This window comes from Collinsella aerofaciens (genome assembly GCF_015670795.1).
Lineage (GTDB): Bacteria > Actinomycetota > Coriobacteriia > Coriobacteriales > Coriobacteriaceae > Collinsella > Collinsella aerofaciens_Q.
On the sequence record NZ_JADPCJ010000038.1, the window covers coordinates 1 to 15,208 of the forward strand.

General features: G+C 60.8%; 11 protein-coding genes. 5 read left to right on the forward strand and 6 right to left on the reverse strand.

Annotated features, from left to right (window positions below; all coding sequences use genetic code 11):
* Positions 1-242: 242 nt before the first annotated feature.
* Positions 243-1,223, reverse strand: a complete 981-nt coding sequence (gene pta, locus I4W09_RS09555) for a phosphate acetyltransferase (protein ID WP_006234296.1) — start codon at positions 1,221-1,223, stop codon at positions 243-245.
* A gap of 231 nt (positions 1,224-1,454) precedes the next feature.
* On the opposite strand from pta, the gene glf reads away from it, so the two are divergent.
* Positions 1,455-2,657, forward strand: a complete 1,203-nt coding sequence (glf, locus tag I4W09_RS09560) for a UDP-galactopyranose mutase (RefSeq protein WP_006234295.1) — start codon at positions 1,455-1,457, stop codon at positions 2,655-2,657.
* Positions 2,650-3,681, forward strand: a complete 1,032-nt coding sequence (locus I4W09_RS09565; RefSeq protein WP_006234294.1) for a glycosyltransferase family 2 protein — start codon at positions 2,650-2,652, stop codon at positions 3,679-3,681. Before glf ends, I4W09_RS09565 begins: the two co-directional genes overlap by 8 nt.
* Before the next feature lie 264 nt (positions 3,682-3,945).
* On the opposite strand, the gene I4W09_RS09570 is transcribed toward I4W09_RS09565, so the two are convergent.
* The 5 genes from I4W09_RS09570 to ppk1 all read right to left on the reverse strand — a co-directional run bounded on the left by I4W09_RS09570 (position 3,946) and on the right by ppk1 (position 10,091).
* On the reverse strand, positions 3,946-4,947 hold the full coding sequence (locus I4W09_RS09570) for a P1 family peptidase (RefSeq protein ID WP_196033925.1): 1,002 nt from the start codon (positions 4,945-4,947) through the stop codon (positions 3,946-3,948).
* Between the two features lie 101 nt (positions 4,948-5,048).
* Positions 5,049-5,630, reverse strand: a complete 582-nt coding sequence (locus tag I4W09_RS09575; protein ID WP_196033928.1) for a Maf family protein — start codon at positions 5,628-5,630, stop codon at positions 5,049-5,051.
* A complete protein-coding gene (locus I4W09_RS09580; RefSeq protein WP_055287259.1) occupies positions 5,627-6,169 on the reverse strand; it encodes a DJ-1 family glyoxalase III in 543 nt (180 codons plus the stop codon). The genes I4W09_RS09575 and I4W09_RS09580 overlap by 4 nt, the downstream gene beginning before the upstream one ends.
* A gap of 105 nt (positions 6,170-6,274) precedes the next feature.
* A complete protein-coding gene (rlmD, locus tag I4W09_RS09585) occupies positions 6,275-7,603 on the reverse strand; it encodes a 23S rRNA (uracil(1939)-C(5))-methyltransferase RlmD (RefSeq protein WP_117745918.1) in 1,329 nt (442 codons plus the stop codon).
* A gap of 85 nt (positions 7,604-7,688) precedes the next feature.
* Entirely contained in the window at positions 7,689-10,091 is a 2,403-nt protein-coding gene (gene ppk1, locus I4W09_RS09590; RefSeq protein ID WP_230318764.1) for a polyphosphate kinase 1, read from the reverse strand.
* Between the two features lie 555 nt (positions 10,092-10,646).
* Here ppk1 and arcA point away from each other — a divergent pair.
* The 3 genes from arcA (at position 10,647) to I4W09_RS09605 (ending at position 14,615) form a co-directional block, all read left to right on the forward strand.
* Positions 10,647-11,888: an arginine deiminase gene (gene arcA, locus I4W09_RS09595; RefSeq protein WP_006234281.1), complete on the forward strand. Its 1,242-nt coding sequence runs from the start codon at positions 10,647-10,649 to the stop codon at positions 11,886-11,888.
* Positions 11,889-11,993: 105 nt separating this feature from the next.
* Positions 11,994-12,989, forward strand: a complete 996-nt coding sequence (gene argF / locus I4W09_RS09600) for an ornithine carbamoyltransferase (protein ID WP_006234279.1) — start codon at positions 11,994-11,996, stop codon at positions 12,987-12,989.
* 138 nt (positions 12,990-13,127) lie between these two features.
* Positions 13,128-14,615: a YfcC family protein gene (locus tag I4W09_RS09605; RefSeq protein ID WP_333494017.1), complete on the forward strand. Its 1,488-nt coding sequence runs from the start codon at positions 13,128-13,130 to the stop codon at positions 14,613-14,615.
* Positions 14,616-15,208 lie beyond the last annotated feature (593 nt).

Consider the following 15,208-nt stretch of genomic DNA (forward strand, 5'->3'; position numbering starts at 1 on the left):
CAAAGGGAGCTCAAGCCCATAAGGAGGGCCTACGAGGCATGGGTCGAGGCCGGACTTCCGCTCGATTGGGACAGGCAGGCCTTCGAGGCCGAGCGCAAAATGGATTCTAAAAAACACCTTGCCAAATAGGAGCGTCAGGACGCATGAAACCCCCGCCGCACGAAGTGCGCAGCGGGGGTTTCTTGCATGTCTGAGGACGTTTTCAGAGCTTTACCCTGTAGGGTCCCGAGGGGATATGTCCGCTACTCAGCCATCTGAGCCTGGACGGCGGTGATGGCCACGACACCCACGATGTCGTCGGCAGAGCAGCCGCGCGACAGATCGTTGACCGGCTTGGCGATGCCCTGCAGGATGGGGCCGTAGGCGTCGGCGCCGGCGAAGCGCTGGACCAGCTTGTAGCCGATGTTGCCGGCCTCGAGGTCGGGGAACACGAGCACGTTGGCCTTGCCGGCAACGGAGGAGCCGGGAGCCTTGAGCTGGGCGACGGTGGGGACAATAGCGGCATCGAGCTGCAGGTCGCCGTCGATGGCGAGCTCGGGAGCCTTCTCCTTGCAGAACTTCACAGCCTCCTGGACCTTCTTGGCGACCTCGCCGCCAGCGGAGCCCATGGTGGAGTAGGAGAGCATGGCCACGTGCGGCTCAACGTTGCCCATGAAGGTGGACCAGGAGTGAGCGGAGGCGATGGCGATCTCGGAGAGCTCGTCGGAGGACGGGTTGATGTTGAGGCCGCAGTCGGCGAAGATCAGCGTGCCGTCAGTGCCGAACTGCGGGGTGTCGGTGCACATCACGAAGAAGGCCGAGACCAGCTTGGTGCCCGGGGCGGTCTTGAGGATCTGAAGCGCGGGGCGCAGGGTGTCGGCGGTGGAGTGGCAGGCGCCGGAGACCAGGCCGTCGGCATCGCCCATCTTGACCATCATGGTGCCAAAGTAGGTGGCGTCCATCACCTGGGCGCGAGCCTGCTCGATGGTAACGCCCTTCTTGGCGCGGAGCTCGGCAAACTTCTGCGCGTACTCCTCGTGCTTCTCGGCATTGCGCGGGTCGATGACGGTAGCGCCGGGAACGTTGATCTCGTCGGGGTTGCCCAGGATGACGATCTTTGCCAGGCCCTCCTCGATGATTTTGGTGGCCGCGACGATAGTGCGCGGATCCTCGCCCTCGGGCAGGACGATCGTCTTAAGGTCGGCCTTGGCGGCAGACTTCATACGGTTTAGGAAATCGCTCATGTTACTCCTTACAAGCGTTTCGCTAAGCTCCAGGCACCCGGCTGTTCACGAATAAACCCGCTGCTAGCGGGTTTACCTTTCAATTATGTACGCCGCGGTGCTTGAGCTTTCCTTGTGTGGCAAGCTCATTATAGGACGCATTAGCGCTATAATCGCTCTGATAAATATGTCTCGAAGAATGTTCGAGAAAAGCCCAGCTAACGAGCCCGTGGCTTTTGACAAGGAGTATCGATGCAGATTACCTCAGGCCTGCCTGAAGGCTTTAACGCCGGCGCGTACGACATGATTGTCGTCGGTGCTGGATATGCCGGTGCCGTTTGCGCCCGCCGTCTTGCCGAGACCATCGGCTATCGTGTTGCCGTTTTGGAGCGCCGTAGCCACATTGCGGGCAATGCCTATGACTGCACTGACGAGGCCGGAATCCTGATCCACGAGTACGGTCCGCATATCTATCACACTTTTAACGAGCGCGTGCACAATTTCCTGTCGCGCTTTACCAAGTGGACGGATTATCAGCACAAGGTGCTCGCCAACATCAACGGTACCCTTATGCCCGTGCCCTTCAACCATGCGAGTCTCAAGCTCGCCTTTGGTGACGAGCGCGGCGAGGAGCTGTATCAGAAGCTCGTGGAGACCTTTGGCAAGGATGTCAAGGTGCCCATTATGGAGCTGCGTAAGAAGAACGACCCGGATCTTGCCGAGGTCGCCGATTACGTCTACGAGAACGTCTTTTTGCATTACACCATGAAGCAGTGGGGCCAGACGCCCGATCAGATCGATCCCTCGATCACCGGCCGCGTTCCCGTCTTTGTGGGCGATGATGACCGCTACTTCCCGCAAGCTCCCTTCCAGGGCATGCCGCAGGAGGGCTACACGGCGCTCTTTGAGCACATGCTCGACCACGACCTGATCGACGTGTTCTGCGACGTGGACGCCCGTGATCTCTTTGAAATCGACGAGACTACCGTCAAGATCGACGGCAAGGTCTATGGTGGCGAGATCGTCTACACCGGTCCGCTCGATGAGCTGTTCAATCTCGATCTGGGCGCGCTACCGTACCGCACGCTCGACATGAAGTTCGAGACGCTCGATATGGACCAGTTCCAGCCCGTGGGCACCGTCAACTACACCACGAGCGAGGACTACACGCGCATTACCGAGTTCAAGAACATGACCGGTCAGATCCTGCCCGGCAAGACCACCATCATGAAGGAGTATTCCAAGGCCTATACGCCCGGCTCGGGCGAGACGCCGTACTACGCCATTCTTGAGCCCGAGAACCGTGAGCTCTATGAGCGCTATCTTGAGCGCGTCCAGAACCTGACGAACTTCCACCCGGTGGGTCGTCTGGCCGAGTATCGTTACTACGATATGGACGCTGTGACCAATTCCGCCCTCGATCTTTCGGATGAGATTATCGCCTGCCATGCATAAAGTCATAACATTCGGTATTCCCTCGTATAACGCCGCCAAGGACATGGACCATTGCATCACCTCCATCTTGGAGGGGAGCAATTACGCCACCGATATCGAGATTATCGTAGTGGACGACGGCTCCAAGGACGAGACGGCCGATAAGGCCGACGAGTGGGAGGCACGTTATCCCGGTATCATTCGCGCGGTGCACCAGGAGAACGGCGGCCACGGTATTGCCGTCCTTTCGGGTCTGCGCGAGGCACAGGGCACCTACTACAAGGTCGTCGACTCGGATGACTGGCTCGATGCTGCGGCTCTTTCGACTATGCTGTCGATTCTGCGTGGCTTTGAAGAGCGTGACCAGCGCGTTGACCTGTTTATCTCGAACTACGTGTACGAGAAGGTTTACGAGGGCACGCATACCGCTATTGGCTACAAATTTGCCCTGCCGCGCAAAAAGATCTTTTCCTGGGATCAGATCGGTCATTTCCGCCTGGACCAGAACCTACTCATGCACAGCCTGTGCTATCGCACGGATGTGCTGCGCGAGTCCAACCTTCCCATGCCGCCGCACACGTTCTATGTGGACAACATCTACGCCTACGTGCCGCTGCCGCGTTGCAAGACCATGTACTACGCCGACATCGACCTCTATCGCTACTTTATCGGTCGCGAGGGCCAGAGTGTCAACGAGGCCACGATGGTCAAGCGTCTGGACCAGCAGTTCCGTGTGACGCGCATCATGATGGAGTCGTACCACCTGTACAGCGATGTTGAGTCGTCGCGTCTGCGCTCGTACATGATGGGCTATTTCACCATGATGATGGCGATCTGCTCGGTGCTCACCAAGCTTTCCGAGGAAGATTGCGCCGACGAGCGCCTAAAGACGCTGTGGAATGATTTGAAGGCCTACGACGAGCGCATGTATCGTCGTGCCCGCTACGGCGTGGTCGGGTTCTTCACCAATCTGCGCGGACGGGCCGGAGACAAAACCACACTCGGCCTATACCGTCTTGCCTCAAAGATCTTCAAATTCAACTAGCTGCCGAGTAATCGCTGCTGATAGGTTGACTGGGCCCCTTGGCCTTTAGTTTGCTACTGCGAACAGTCCTGCTCGCACGGAAAGCACATTAAGTGCTTTCCGGCTCGTGCGGAACTTGTATCAAACTAAAGGCCAAGGGGCCTCTGCTATAAGAATCGATTGTCAGGTTATTTGAATTTGAAGATCTTCGACGCGCGGTACACAGGGGCCTGGGCTGAAAAAATATTAGTTGGTAGTCGGTCGGAGGCGGGCGGTCGAGTGAGATTACTTCGCAGCACCTGGGATTCCGTGGGAGGTTTTGGCGGTTTTGGCTCCGTTTACGATGGCGGTTTCCAGGGCCCTTACGGCGAGCATGCCCAGCAGGTCTAGGGGAACGGCGGCGCTTGCCTGGGCGCCCGGTTTGCCGCTGGCGAGGGTGTAGATGGTGTCGCCGTCGTTGGTGGTGTGTGTGGGGCGGATGGCGTGTGCGTAGGCGTCTGCGGCCATCTGGGAGACCTTGGTGGCTTGTGCCTTAGTGAGTTCCACGTTGGTGACGATGCAGCTGATGGTGGTGTTGGTGCGGTCGAGCGGCATCTGCATGGATCCGGCGGCGGCAAAGGCTGCGAGTTCCATGTCGACGATCTGGTCGCTATCGGCTGCGGCGCGCATGCCGGCGACCCACTCGCCGGTGAAGGGGTCGACAACGTTGCCGCAGGCGTTGACCGAGACCACGGCGCCCACCTTGATGGGGCCGAGTGCCACGGCGGCAGCTCCAAGGCCGGCCTTCATGCAGGTGGCAGGCCCCATGAGCTTACCCACGGTAGCGCCCGTGCCGGCGCCTACGTTGCCCTGTTCGAGCTTGGTGGGGGTGTGGTCGAGTGCTTCGCGCACGGCGGCGATGCCGGCCTCAATGTCGGGGCGCACGGTGGGGTTACCAAAGGCGAGGTCGAAGATACAGCTGGAGCACACGATAGGCACCTGCGTGGGGCCGACGGGAAGGCCGATGCCGCGGCTCTCAAGCTCGCGAGCGACGCCGCTTGCAGCCTCGAGGCCAAAGGCCGATCCACCCGAAAGGCAGACGGCGTGGACCTTGTCGACGGTGTTCTCGGGTCGCAGCAGGTCGGTTTCGCGCGATGCTGGAGCACCGCCGCGAACGTCAACGCCGCCGGTGGCGCCCTCGGGTGCCACGATTACGGTGCAACCGGTGCCGGCCTCCTCGTCCGTATAGTTGCCATAGCAAAAGCCATCGACATCGCAGACGTCAATGGCCTCGAGCAGTGTATCCATGTTTAACTCCTATCGGTTTTCCGCCGCGCCTTGTGCCCGGTCGGGATCCGTACGGTACGCCAAAATTGTAGGCGCCGGGGGATACCCAGCGCCAGATGCAATTACGAGAGTTTTTGAATCGCGCGCGCGACGCGGGCGATGGGTAGGCCCACCACGTTATAGAAGTCGCCCGAAATATCGTGCACGAGCATGCGTCCTCCTGTGCCCTGAATGCCGTAGGCGCCGGCCTTGTCCATGGGCTCACCCGAGGCGACGTAGTGCTCGATCTGCTCGTCGGTGAGCTCGTAGAACGTCACGTCGGTCACATCGACAAAGGACAGGCTTTCGGCGGCATGCGGGGCGGCCGTATCGCCTGCCTTAACGATGCAGACGCCGGTTGCGACCTGGTGCGTGCGGCCCGAAAGCTCACGGAGCATAGTGCGCGCCTCGTTCTCGGTTGCCGGCTTGCCCAGAATCTTGCCGTCAAAGGTGACGATGGTGTCGGCCGCGACCGTCAGCTCATTGGGCTCGGCATACTCGGCAGCAACGGCAGCCGCCTTGGCGCGTGCCAAGCGCTCGACAAGCGTGAGCGGGGCCTCGCCATCAAAGGGCGTTTCGTCGATATCCGCGGGAATCACGCGAATGTTGTAGCCTGCCTCGCGCATCAGCTCTATGCGGCGCGGCGATTGCGAAGCCAAAATCATAGTTGGATGCCCTCGGCGACCTTCTCGACGGCCTTGTCGCCGGCGAGCGTGCGCAGCAGCTCCAATGCAAAGGGGAGGGACTGTGCCATGCCGCTGGCAGTGATGATGTTGCCGTCTTGCGTGACCTTCTCGCCGGTATAGGCGCCTTCGGGGAAGCTTTTCTCAAAGCCAGGGAAGCACGTGGCATGGCGCCCCTCGAGCAGGTCGAGCTCGCCCAGGATAAACGGGGCGGCGCAGATGGCGGCGACGTGCTTGGTTGCGGCGAACTCGCAGACCACGTCGCAGACGCGCTGATCTGCGCGCAGGTTGGTGGCACCGGGCAGGCCGCCGGGCAGCACGACGCAGTCGTACTCGTCAAAGTTGATCTCATCAAAGAGCGCATCGCAGGTCACGGGGATCTGCAGCGAGCTTACGACCTCGCGCGTGGGCATGATCGAGACGAGCGTGGCACGCACGCCGCCGCGACGCATGACATCGACCATGGTCAAGCATTCAATAGTTTCAAAGCCATCGGCGGCGAGAACGGCAACGCTGGGCATGAGGGTTCCTTTCATAGGCGGCATACAATTAGCCGTCTTATACCCCGAAGACCTCCGCTTGCCACGCTCGATTTCCCAATGATTTTCTGAGCAATGATTAAGCGGCTAGTTGCGCCTAAGGTGGACGACGGTCTCGCAGTGGAAGGTTTGTGGGAACAGGTCGACTGGCGTGATCTTTACGGGGGAGAAGGTGCCTTCTTCGACAAAGCGTTTGAGATCGCGCGCCAGGGTGGCCGGGTCGCAGCTCACGTAGGCGACATCGCGGGCACTCGTGCTGGCGATAAGGCCGATCGCCTCGGGGGCGAGGCCTGCGCGCGGCGGGTCGACCACCAAGATGTCGGCATCCTGGTCGGGGAACTCGCGCACCGCGTCTCCGCCAATGACGTCGACGTTATCAAGCTTGTTGATTTCCAGGTTACGGCGTAGATCGCGCACGGCGGGGCCGTAGGCCTCGACGGCAGCGACAAAGTCGCAGCGGCGGGCGAGCGGCAGGGTAAAGGTGCCGGCACCGCAGTACAGGTCCACGGCAAGCTCGTCTTCCTGCGGGTCGAGCGCTTCCATGACAAGATCGATCAAAATCTCGGCACCCTTGGTGTTGACCTGGAAAAAAGACGGGGCAGACAAGCGCATCTGATCCTCGGCGATATTCTCGGTCCATGAGCCCTCTCCGGCGAGCATTTCGACCTTGGAGACACGGCGGGCCTTCTTTTCGCCCTTGCTCATCACGCGTACGATGCTCGTAGGATGAGCGGCGTCCGCCAGCACGCGGGAGACCTGCGAGCGCGGAAAAGAGCCTGTGGGCGTCCAGAGTGCGACCTCGAGTGCCTTGGTGCGGCGCGATGCGCGAATGCCCACGCGTTCGAGCCCCAAGTCATGGCTGCCGCTTAGATAGTTGAGTGCGCCGACGACCGATTTGAGTGCCTTCGGGAAGCGCTTATCGAACAGCGGACACATATCGACGGTCACGATTTTGCTGGGGTCGACACCGTGCATGCCAAGGCGCACGCGACCGTTGACGACGGTCGGTTCGAGCTCGATTTTATTGCGGTAGCCCCAGTCGTCCTTGGTGTGGCAGATGGGCTGTACCAACTCATCTGCCAGCTCAGGAGCGAACTTGCCGATGCGCTCGAGCGTGGAGCGCAGGTTTTGCTCCTTGGCGGCGAGCTGTGCCGTGCGTGAGAGATTGCCCCACGAGCAGCCGCCGCAGATGCCCACGAAGGGGCAGGGAGGCTGAATGCGATTGGGGCTTGGCTCCAGAATCTCGGTGGTGCGGGCGCGCATGAATGACTTGCCGTCCTGTACGACCTCGGCCTCGACGGTGTCGCCTGCCACGGCACCCTGCACAAAGACGGCCTTGCCGTTGTCGGCGTGCGCCAGCCCGTCGGCGCCGTAGGTCATCGATTCTATAGTGAGCTTCATATTCCTGCCTGTCATTCGCGTTGTTGTTCGCACCATGGTAGCAGGGAAAAGCGCCCCGCATCCGAGGCTTTCCTCAAATGCGGGGCGCTTCTACAAACGACTATTTCGTCTTGCCGGTAATGAGCGTCTTAAGACCCAGGCCGATCAGACCCAGGCCCATGCGCACGCGGCCGGGGCGATGGCGCTCGATGGCCTTGGTCTTGCCAGCGGGCTTATCGCGACGGGCGCTCGTCTCGGGTGCGGGCTTGGTGACCTGCGGATCGGGCTGAGGTGCAGGTGCAGGCTCGGGCTCAATGACGGTCGCCTGGACCTCTTGGACCTTGGGTGCTACTGGCTGCGGCTCGGCCTCGGAGGCAGGTTCCGTCTCAATGACGGGCTCGGGCGCGGCCTCGGCGTTGCGATAGGCGCGCTCCAGCAGGGCTTCCTGTGAGTTGAAGGGTTTCTCACCCTCTGCACGCTCCACGGGGACCCAGGTGCCGTCGCTCGTGAGGCTGCGGGCCTTCACGTTGTCGCGCAGCTGCATGCCCATGTACTCGTGCACCAGGGCGCGGCAGGTGGGGTCGAGCACGGGGAAGGCAATCTCCACGCGGTGCTCGGTGTTGCGCGTCATCATGTCTGCCGAGCTCAGGTAAATCATGTCCGAGTCCACGCCGAAAGCATAGACGCGCGCGTGCTCCAAAAAGCGTCCGACGATGGAGCGGACATGCACGTTCTCGGTCTTGCCCGGAACACCGGGCTTGAGGCACGAGATGCCTCGGATGATCATGTCTACGCGCACGCCGGCACACGATGCCTCGGCGATCTTGTCGATAACCTCGCGGTCGGTCAGCGAGTTGAGCTTAAAGAACACGCGGGCGGGCTCGCCGGCAAGGGCGCGCTGGATCTCGCGGTCAAGCCCGCGCATGATGAGCGGTTTCAGTCCGACGGGCGCCACACCCAGGAAGCGGTAGTCGCCGCGCAGGTTGCCCAGCGACAGGTTGCGGAAGAACAGGTTGGCGTCCTCGCCGATGCCGGGATGGGCTGTCATGAGCATAAAGTCGCTGTAGAGTTTGGCCGTCTTCTCGTTAAAGTTGCCGGTGCCCAAAAGTGTGAGGCGCGTTAGCGCCATGCCCTCGCGATAGGTGAGCTGGCAGATCTTTGAGTGGCATTTAAAGCCCTCGGAACCATAGATGACGGTGCAGCCGGCCTCTTCCAGGCGCTCGGCCCACTCGATGTTGTTCTGCTCGTCAAAGCGTGCGCGGAGCTCCATGAGCACCGTGACCTCTTTGCCGTTCTCGGCAGCATCGATCAGCGACTCGCATAGGCGGCTCTGCTTGGCCACGCGGTAGAGCGTGATGCGCAACGAGATGCACTCGGGGTCGTAGGCTGCTTCGTGCACCAGGTCCAAGAACGGGTTCATGGCCTCGTAAGGGTAGAAGAGCAGCTTGTCGTGCTGCAGCACCTGCTCGCGGATGGAGCGGGTCATGTCGATGGTGGGATTGGGCTGCGGCTTAAACGGCGTAAAGAGCAGCTCGTTGCGCAGGTGCTCGGGAATCTTGCCCTCAATGCCAAAGACGTAGCCCAGGTTGAGCGGGATATCGCAGGTAAAGACCGAGCGACGCGAAAGCTCGAGCGCCTTGCGGATAGTCTTGAGCGTCGCCTTCTCGAGCGATCCCGAGACCGCGAGCACTACCGGCTGCAGGCGCAGGCGCTTCTTGAGAATGCGCTTCATGTGCTGGCGGTAGTCCTCTTCCTCCTCGACGCCCTCGCCGTCCGGATCGATGTCAGCGTTGCGGGTGACGCGGATCAGCGCACGATCCAGCGGCTTATAGGAGCCAAAGCAGCTGTCCAGGCAGGCGAGGATGACGTCCTCGAGCAAGATGTAGGAGTAGGTGCCGGTGGGCGAGGGGATCTCGACCACGCGGTTCATCGAGGCGGGAATCTCGATAAGGCCCAGCAGGCTCTCCTCGTCGGTGGCACCGTCCAGACCACAGGCCAGATAGAGCGCGCCATTGCGCAGGTTGGGGAAGGGGTGGCGAGGATCGATGACCAGCGGCGAGATGACCGGTGACACGTAGGCCTGGAAGTAGCGGGTTACAAAGGTGCGCTCCTCGGGCGTAAGCGAATCGATGCGGGCGCGGTGAACGCCCAAGGTGTCGAGCTTGCCCTCGATGCTCTTAAAGATGGACTCCCAACGGGTAAGGAGCCCGGGCATTTCGGCCATGACAGCATCGACCTGTTCGGAGGCGGTCATATTGCTCTTGTTGTCGACAGGTTGTTTTTTGAGCTCCGCCAGATCGGACAGGCCGCCCACGCGCACCATAAGGAACTCGTCGAGGTTGGACTCGAAGATCGAGACGAACTTTAGTCGCTCGAATAACGGAACGGTCTCATCGAAGGCTTCGTCGAGCACGCGGTTGTCAAAGCGTAGCCAGCTGAGCTCTCGGTTTTGCGTGTACGAGAAGTCGCGCGGCGGTTTGCGCAGCTTTGCGGCGGCTTGCTTCTTTTCGATTTTGCTCGGCATATGCATCTGTCCGTTCAGTCCCCACAAGGGACGGTAGCCTAACACTAATCACTATTGTCTCAATTTAGTCGACCGCTGGCACGGACGTATCGCGTGAACGGTATCTTTACCTACTTCTTACGCTGACAAGTCATAGGACTGACGTCCTGCTCGTCTGCAAGCGGTCTATATCCTCACTCAACTGGTACGTAAGTGTGAATAAGAATGATGGATAGCTGAATATCATTGAATGCAGGCGGAAACGTAAACAAACATCATTTATATACATAAAACCGATTTAGCTATGCAATTCTGAATCAAAAGTTTAGAGATGCAATTGCAAATAGTTTTTAGGAAAAAAGAGCGTTTACCTTAGAAAAGTTACTTTAGAACGCCGAAGTACATTATGGGGGAATCTCGTGCGATATACCGTTCATCGCACTTTGTTGACCGTTCGGGGGCGAGGTGGAATTGCGGGTGGAATTTGGATATAACTAGAGCTGTCAGCAAGCAGCGTCCGCTATGGAAGGGCGCTGAGAGATTCGGCCGAAAGGCCCGAAAGAAAGGTAGGAGGCCATGACGAAAGGTCTGCACGTGCCTTCCGAGATCGGCAAGCTCAGGAAGGTCTGCCTGCACCGTCCCGGCGACGAGCTCCTCAACCTGCCGCCCGACGAGCTCGAGCGACTCCTGTTCGACGACGTCCCGTTCCTGGAGGTCGCGCAGCAGGAGCACGACACCTTCGCCCAGATCCTGAGGGACCAGGGCGTGGAGGTCCTCTATCTCGAGAACCTCGTCGCCGAGGTGTTCGACCAGGTCCCCGGCGCCCGCGCCGAGTTCACCGACCAGTACATCGCCGAGGCCGGCATCCGCGGCCAGCACATGCCGCAGATCGTCCGCGAGAAGCTGGACTCCATCGAGGACAACCTCGAGTTCGTCAAGAAGACCATGGCCGGCATGACCAAGTCCGAGATCGACATGCCCCTCACGGCCTCCACGACCCTCGACTCCCTGGTCAACTCCGAGTCCGAGTCCGACCTGATCATCGACCCGATGCCCAACCTCTACTTCACCCGCGACCCGTTCGCGGTCGTCGGCGAGGGCGTCAACCTCAACCGCATGTACTCGGTCACCCGCAACCGCGAGACCCTGTACGGCAAGTACGTCTTCAAGTACCACCCCGACTACAAGGACGTCTCGCTGTACTTCCGCCGCGACTGCCAGTTCCACACCGAGGGCGGCGACGTGCTGAACATCAACGAGAAGACCCTCGCCGTCGGCATCTCCCAGCGCACCCAGGCCGCCGCGATCGACGTCATGGCCCAGAACATCTTCTGGAACTCCGACTCCAAGGTCGAGCGCATCCTGGCCTTCGACATCCCGGTCTCGCGCGCCTTCATGCACCTCGACACGGTCTTCACCCAGATCGACGTCGATAAGTTCACGATCCACCCCGCCATCATGGGCACCCTGCGCGTCTACGAGCTGACCGCCGGCAAGAACCCGGGCGACGTGAACATCCGCCTGATCGAGGACACCCTCGAGCACGTCCTGGAGGACGCCACCGGCGTCGACCAGGTCAAGCTGATCCCCTGCGGCGGCGGCGACCCGATCGCGGCCTCCCGCGAGCAGTGGAACGACGGCTCCAACACCCTGTGCGTCGAGCCCGGCAAGATCTGCGTCTACGCCCGCAACACCGTCACCAACGACGTGCTGTACAAGGAGGGCCTGGACCTTCTCGTCGTGCCCTCCGCCGAGCTCTCCCGCGGCCGCGGCGGCCCGCGCTGCATGAGCATGCCCTTCTGGCGCGAGGACCTCTAAGTCTTTCCGTTTCCGGTGCGGTCCCCCTACAACCGCACCGGCTTCGCCCGTTAAACGGGCAACACTGATACTTACGTAATTCATTTCTTCGAAAGGAATCGAACCATGGGTGTTAACCTCTCCGGCCGTAGCTTCCTCAAGCTTCTCGACCTCACCACCGAGGAGATCGAGTACCTGCTCAAGCTCTCCAAGAACTTCAAGGATATGAAGCGCGCTGGCGTTCCGCATCGCTATCTCGAGGGCAAGAACATCGTTCTGCTCTTCCAGAAGACCTCCACTCGTACCCGCTGCGCCTTCGAGGTCGGCGGCATGGACCTGGGCATGGGCGTGACCTATCTCGATCCCGGTTCGTCGCAGATGGGCAAGAAGGAGTCCATCGAGGACACCGCCCGCGTTCTCGGCCGCATGTATGACGGCATCGAGTTCCGTGGCTTTGCCCAGGACGACGTCGAGGAGCTCGCTGCTAAGTCCGGCGTGCCCGTGTGGAACGGCCTGACCACTGAGTGGCATCCCACCCAGATGCTCGCCGATATCCTGACCGTCCAGGAGAACTTCAACTACGACATCAAGGGCAAGACCCTCGTCTTCATGGGCGACTGCAAGAACAACGTCGCTCGCTCCCTCATGGTCGTCTGCTCCAAGCTCGGCATGAACTTCGTGGCCTGCGGCCCCGAGGAGTGCATGCCCGCCGACGACGTCATCGAGGCCTGCAAGCCCATCGCCGAGGCCAACGGTTGCACCATCAAGCTGACCACCGACGTCAAGGACGGCGTCACCGGTGCCGACGTTATCTACACCGACGTGTGGGTCTCCATGGGCGAGCCCGACGAGGTCTGGGCCGAGCGCATCGCTCAGCTCACCCCGTATCGTGTCACCTCCGAGGTCATGGCTATGGCCAACCCGGGTGCCATCTTCCTGCACTGCCTGCCCAGCTTCCACGACACCAACACCACCATTGGCGCCGAGAAGTGCGAGCAGTTCGGCATCACCGAGCAGGAGGTCACCGACGAGGTCTTCGAGAGCCCCGCTTCCAAGGTCTTCGACGAGGCCGAGAACCGCATGCACACCATCAAGGCTGTCATGTACGCCACGCTCAAGTAAGAGCATCTAGCATCTCGCTCGGGGTGTATTGCTGCACACCCCGAGCGGTTTTATCTGGTAATAATCTCGCATCAAGCGGCAGGCACGGCACGGAAGAGCCGCTTCTGGCGAGATCAGTAAATGATTTATGAAGGGGGGATGAGAACTATGACTGAGACCGCTAAGAAAAAGCGCGGTATGCCTTCATCGTTCACCATTCTTCTTGCTCTGCTGGCAATTGTCGCAGTGATTACCGTTATCGTCTCCGGCACGTCCGGCGGCGCGGTTACTGCCGCCCGTCTGAGCGATTTCTGCACCGCCCCGATTAAGGGCTTCGCTGACGCTCTGCCCGTCTGCCTCTTCGTTATGATCCTGGGCGGCTTCCTCGGTATGATGACCGAGACCGGCGCCCTGGACAACGGCATCGCCGTTCTGGTGCAGAAGCTTAAGGGCAACGAGATTATGCTCATTCCCGTGCTGATGCTCATCTTCTCCCTCGGTGGTACCACCTATGGTATGTGCGAGGAGACCGTTCCCTTCTACGCCCTGCTCGCCGCTACCATGATGGCTGCTGGCTTCGACCCCATGGTCGGTGCCGCTACCGTCCTGCTCGGCGCTGGCTGCGGCTGCCTGGGCTCCACGGTTAACCCGTTCGCCGTCGGCGCTGCCGTCGACGCTCTGACCGGCGTTGGCATTGAGGTCAACCAGTCCATCATCATCGGCCTCGGTGCCGTCCTGTGGATTGTCACTACCGCTATGTCCATCTTCTTCGTGATGAACTATGCCAAGAAGGTCAAGGCTGACAAGGGTTCCACCATCCTGTCGATGCAGGAGCTCAAGGACGCCGAAGAGGCTCACGGCAAGGCTGCTTCCGAGGTCCACAAGGAGGTCAAGCTCACCGGTCGTCAGAAGGGTGTTCTGATCGCCTTCGCCTTCACCTTCGTCGTCATGATCGTCGGCTTCATTCCGCTGGCCGACCTCAACGAGGGCGTCGCCAACTTCTTCGACGCTGGCGCTGTCTACGACGCCGACGGTAACGCCGTCGTCCAGGGCTGGTCTGCCCTGATCACCGGCCTGCCCATTGGCCAGTGGTACTTCGACGAGGCTTCCACCTGGTTCTTCCTCATGGCCGTCCTGATCGGTATCATCGGTGGCCTGTCCGAGAAGCAGATCGTTAACACCTTCATCACCGGCGCTGCCGACATGATGTCCGTTGTTCTCGTCATCGCCCTCGCCCGTGGTATCTCCGTCCTCATGGCTAACACCGGCCTCGATGTCTTCGTCCTCGACGCTGCCGCCAATGCCCTGGCTGGCCTGTCCGGCGTGATCTTCGCTCCCATGAGCTTCCTGGTCTACTTCGGCCTGTCCTTCCTGATCCCCTCGACCTCCGGTATGGCCACCGTCTCCATGCCCATCATGGGACCGCTGGCTGTTAAGCTCGGCTTCTCGCCTGAGGTCATGGTCATGATCTTCTCCGCCGCCATCGGTGTCGTGAACCTATTCACCCCGACCTCCGGCGCCATCATGGGCGGTCTCGCCCTGGCCAAGATCGAGTGGACGACCTGGCTCAAGTTTGCCCTTAAGCTCATCGTCGCGCTCTCCGTCGTCTGCGCCATCATCCTGACCGTCGCCTGCGTGTTGATCTAAGTACCCAACGGGTACCCCACGGAAACCTTGACGATCCTGTAGAGGATCACCTGGTCATCGTCTGTCCGGCGGGGTAAACCCACCGGTAGACTCCTACCTTTAGCCCCCTTCCGTTCCGTGCGCGGGAGGGGGCGCTCTTGTGTTCCGGCGTTTTACCAAACGCCGGAACCACTCGACGCTGCAAGCCCGCCAGAGCGGCAATCTGACGTTCAATCGTCGGGCATGGCCAAAAGGCCTATGCCCTCCTCTTTCACGTCACCTTGCTCGCTCTGGCGGGCTTTCGCTCATATGACCCAATCCGCTGTCAAGAGCCACAATGGCCCCGCCGACCGCTTGCAATCGGTCGGCGGGGCCTGCCGTTAACCCGTCCCGGTCCGCCCCCGGCATGTCATCGACGCCTTCGGCTCAGTCTCATATCCGCGGATACCGTTCTGCCGGCCCGCACTCCATTCCTTCGGCGGGGCTCCCCAAGTCTGACTACGCGCATGCGGCCGCTGCCGCGCGCCCAGCGAAAGCGGGGGTATCCCCGAAGGCCGCCCGGCTCGCCGGGACGGGGGCTATGTCTATTCCGCGCCCTCCCGGCACATCGCGCC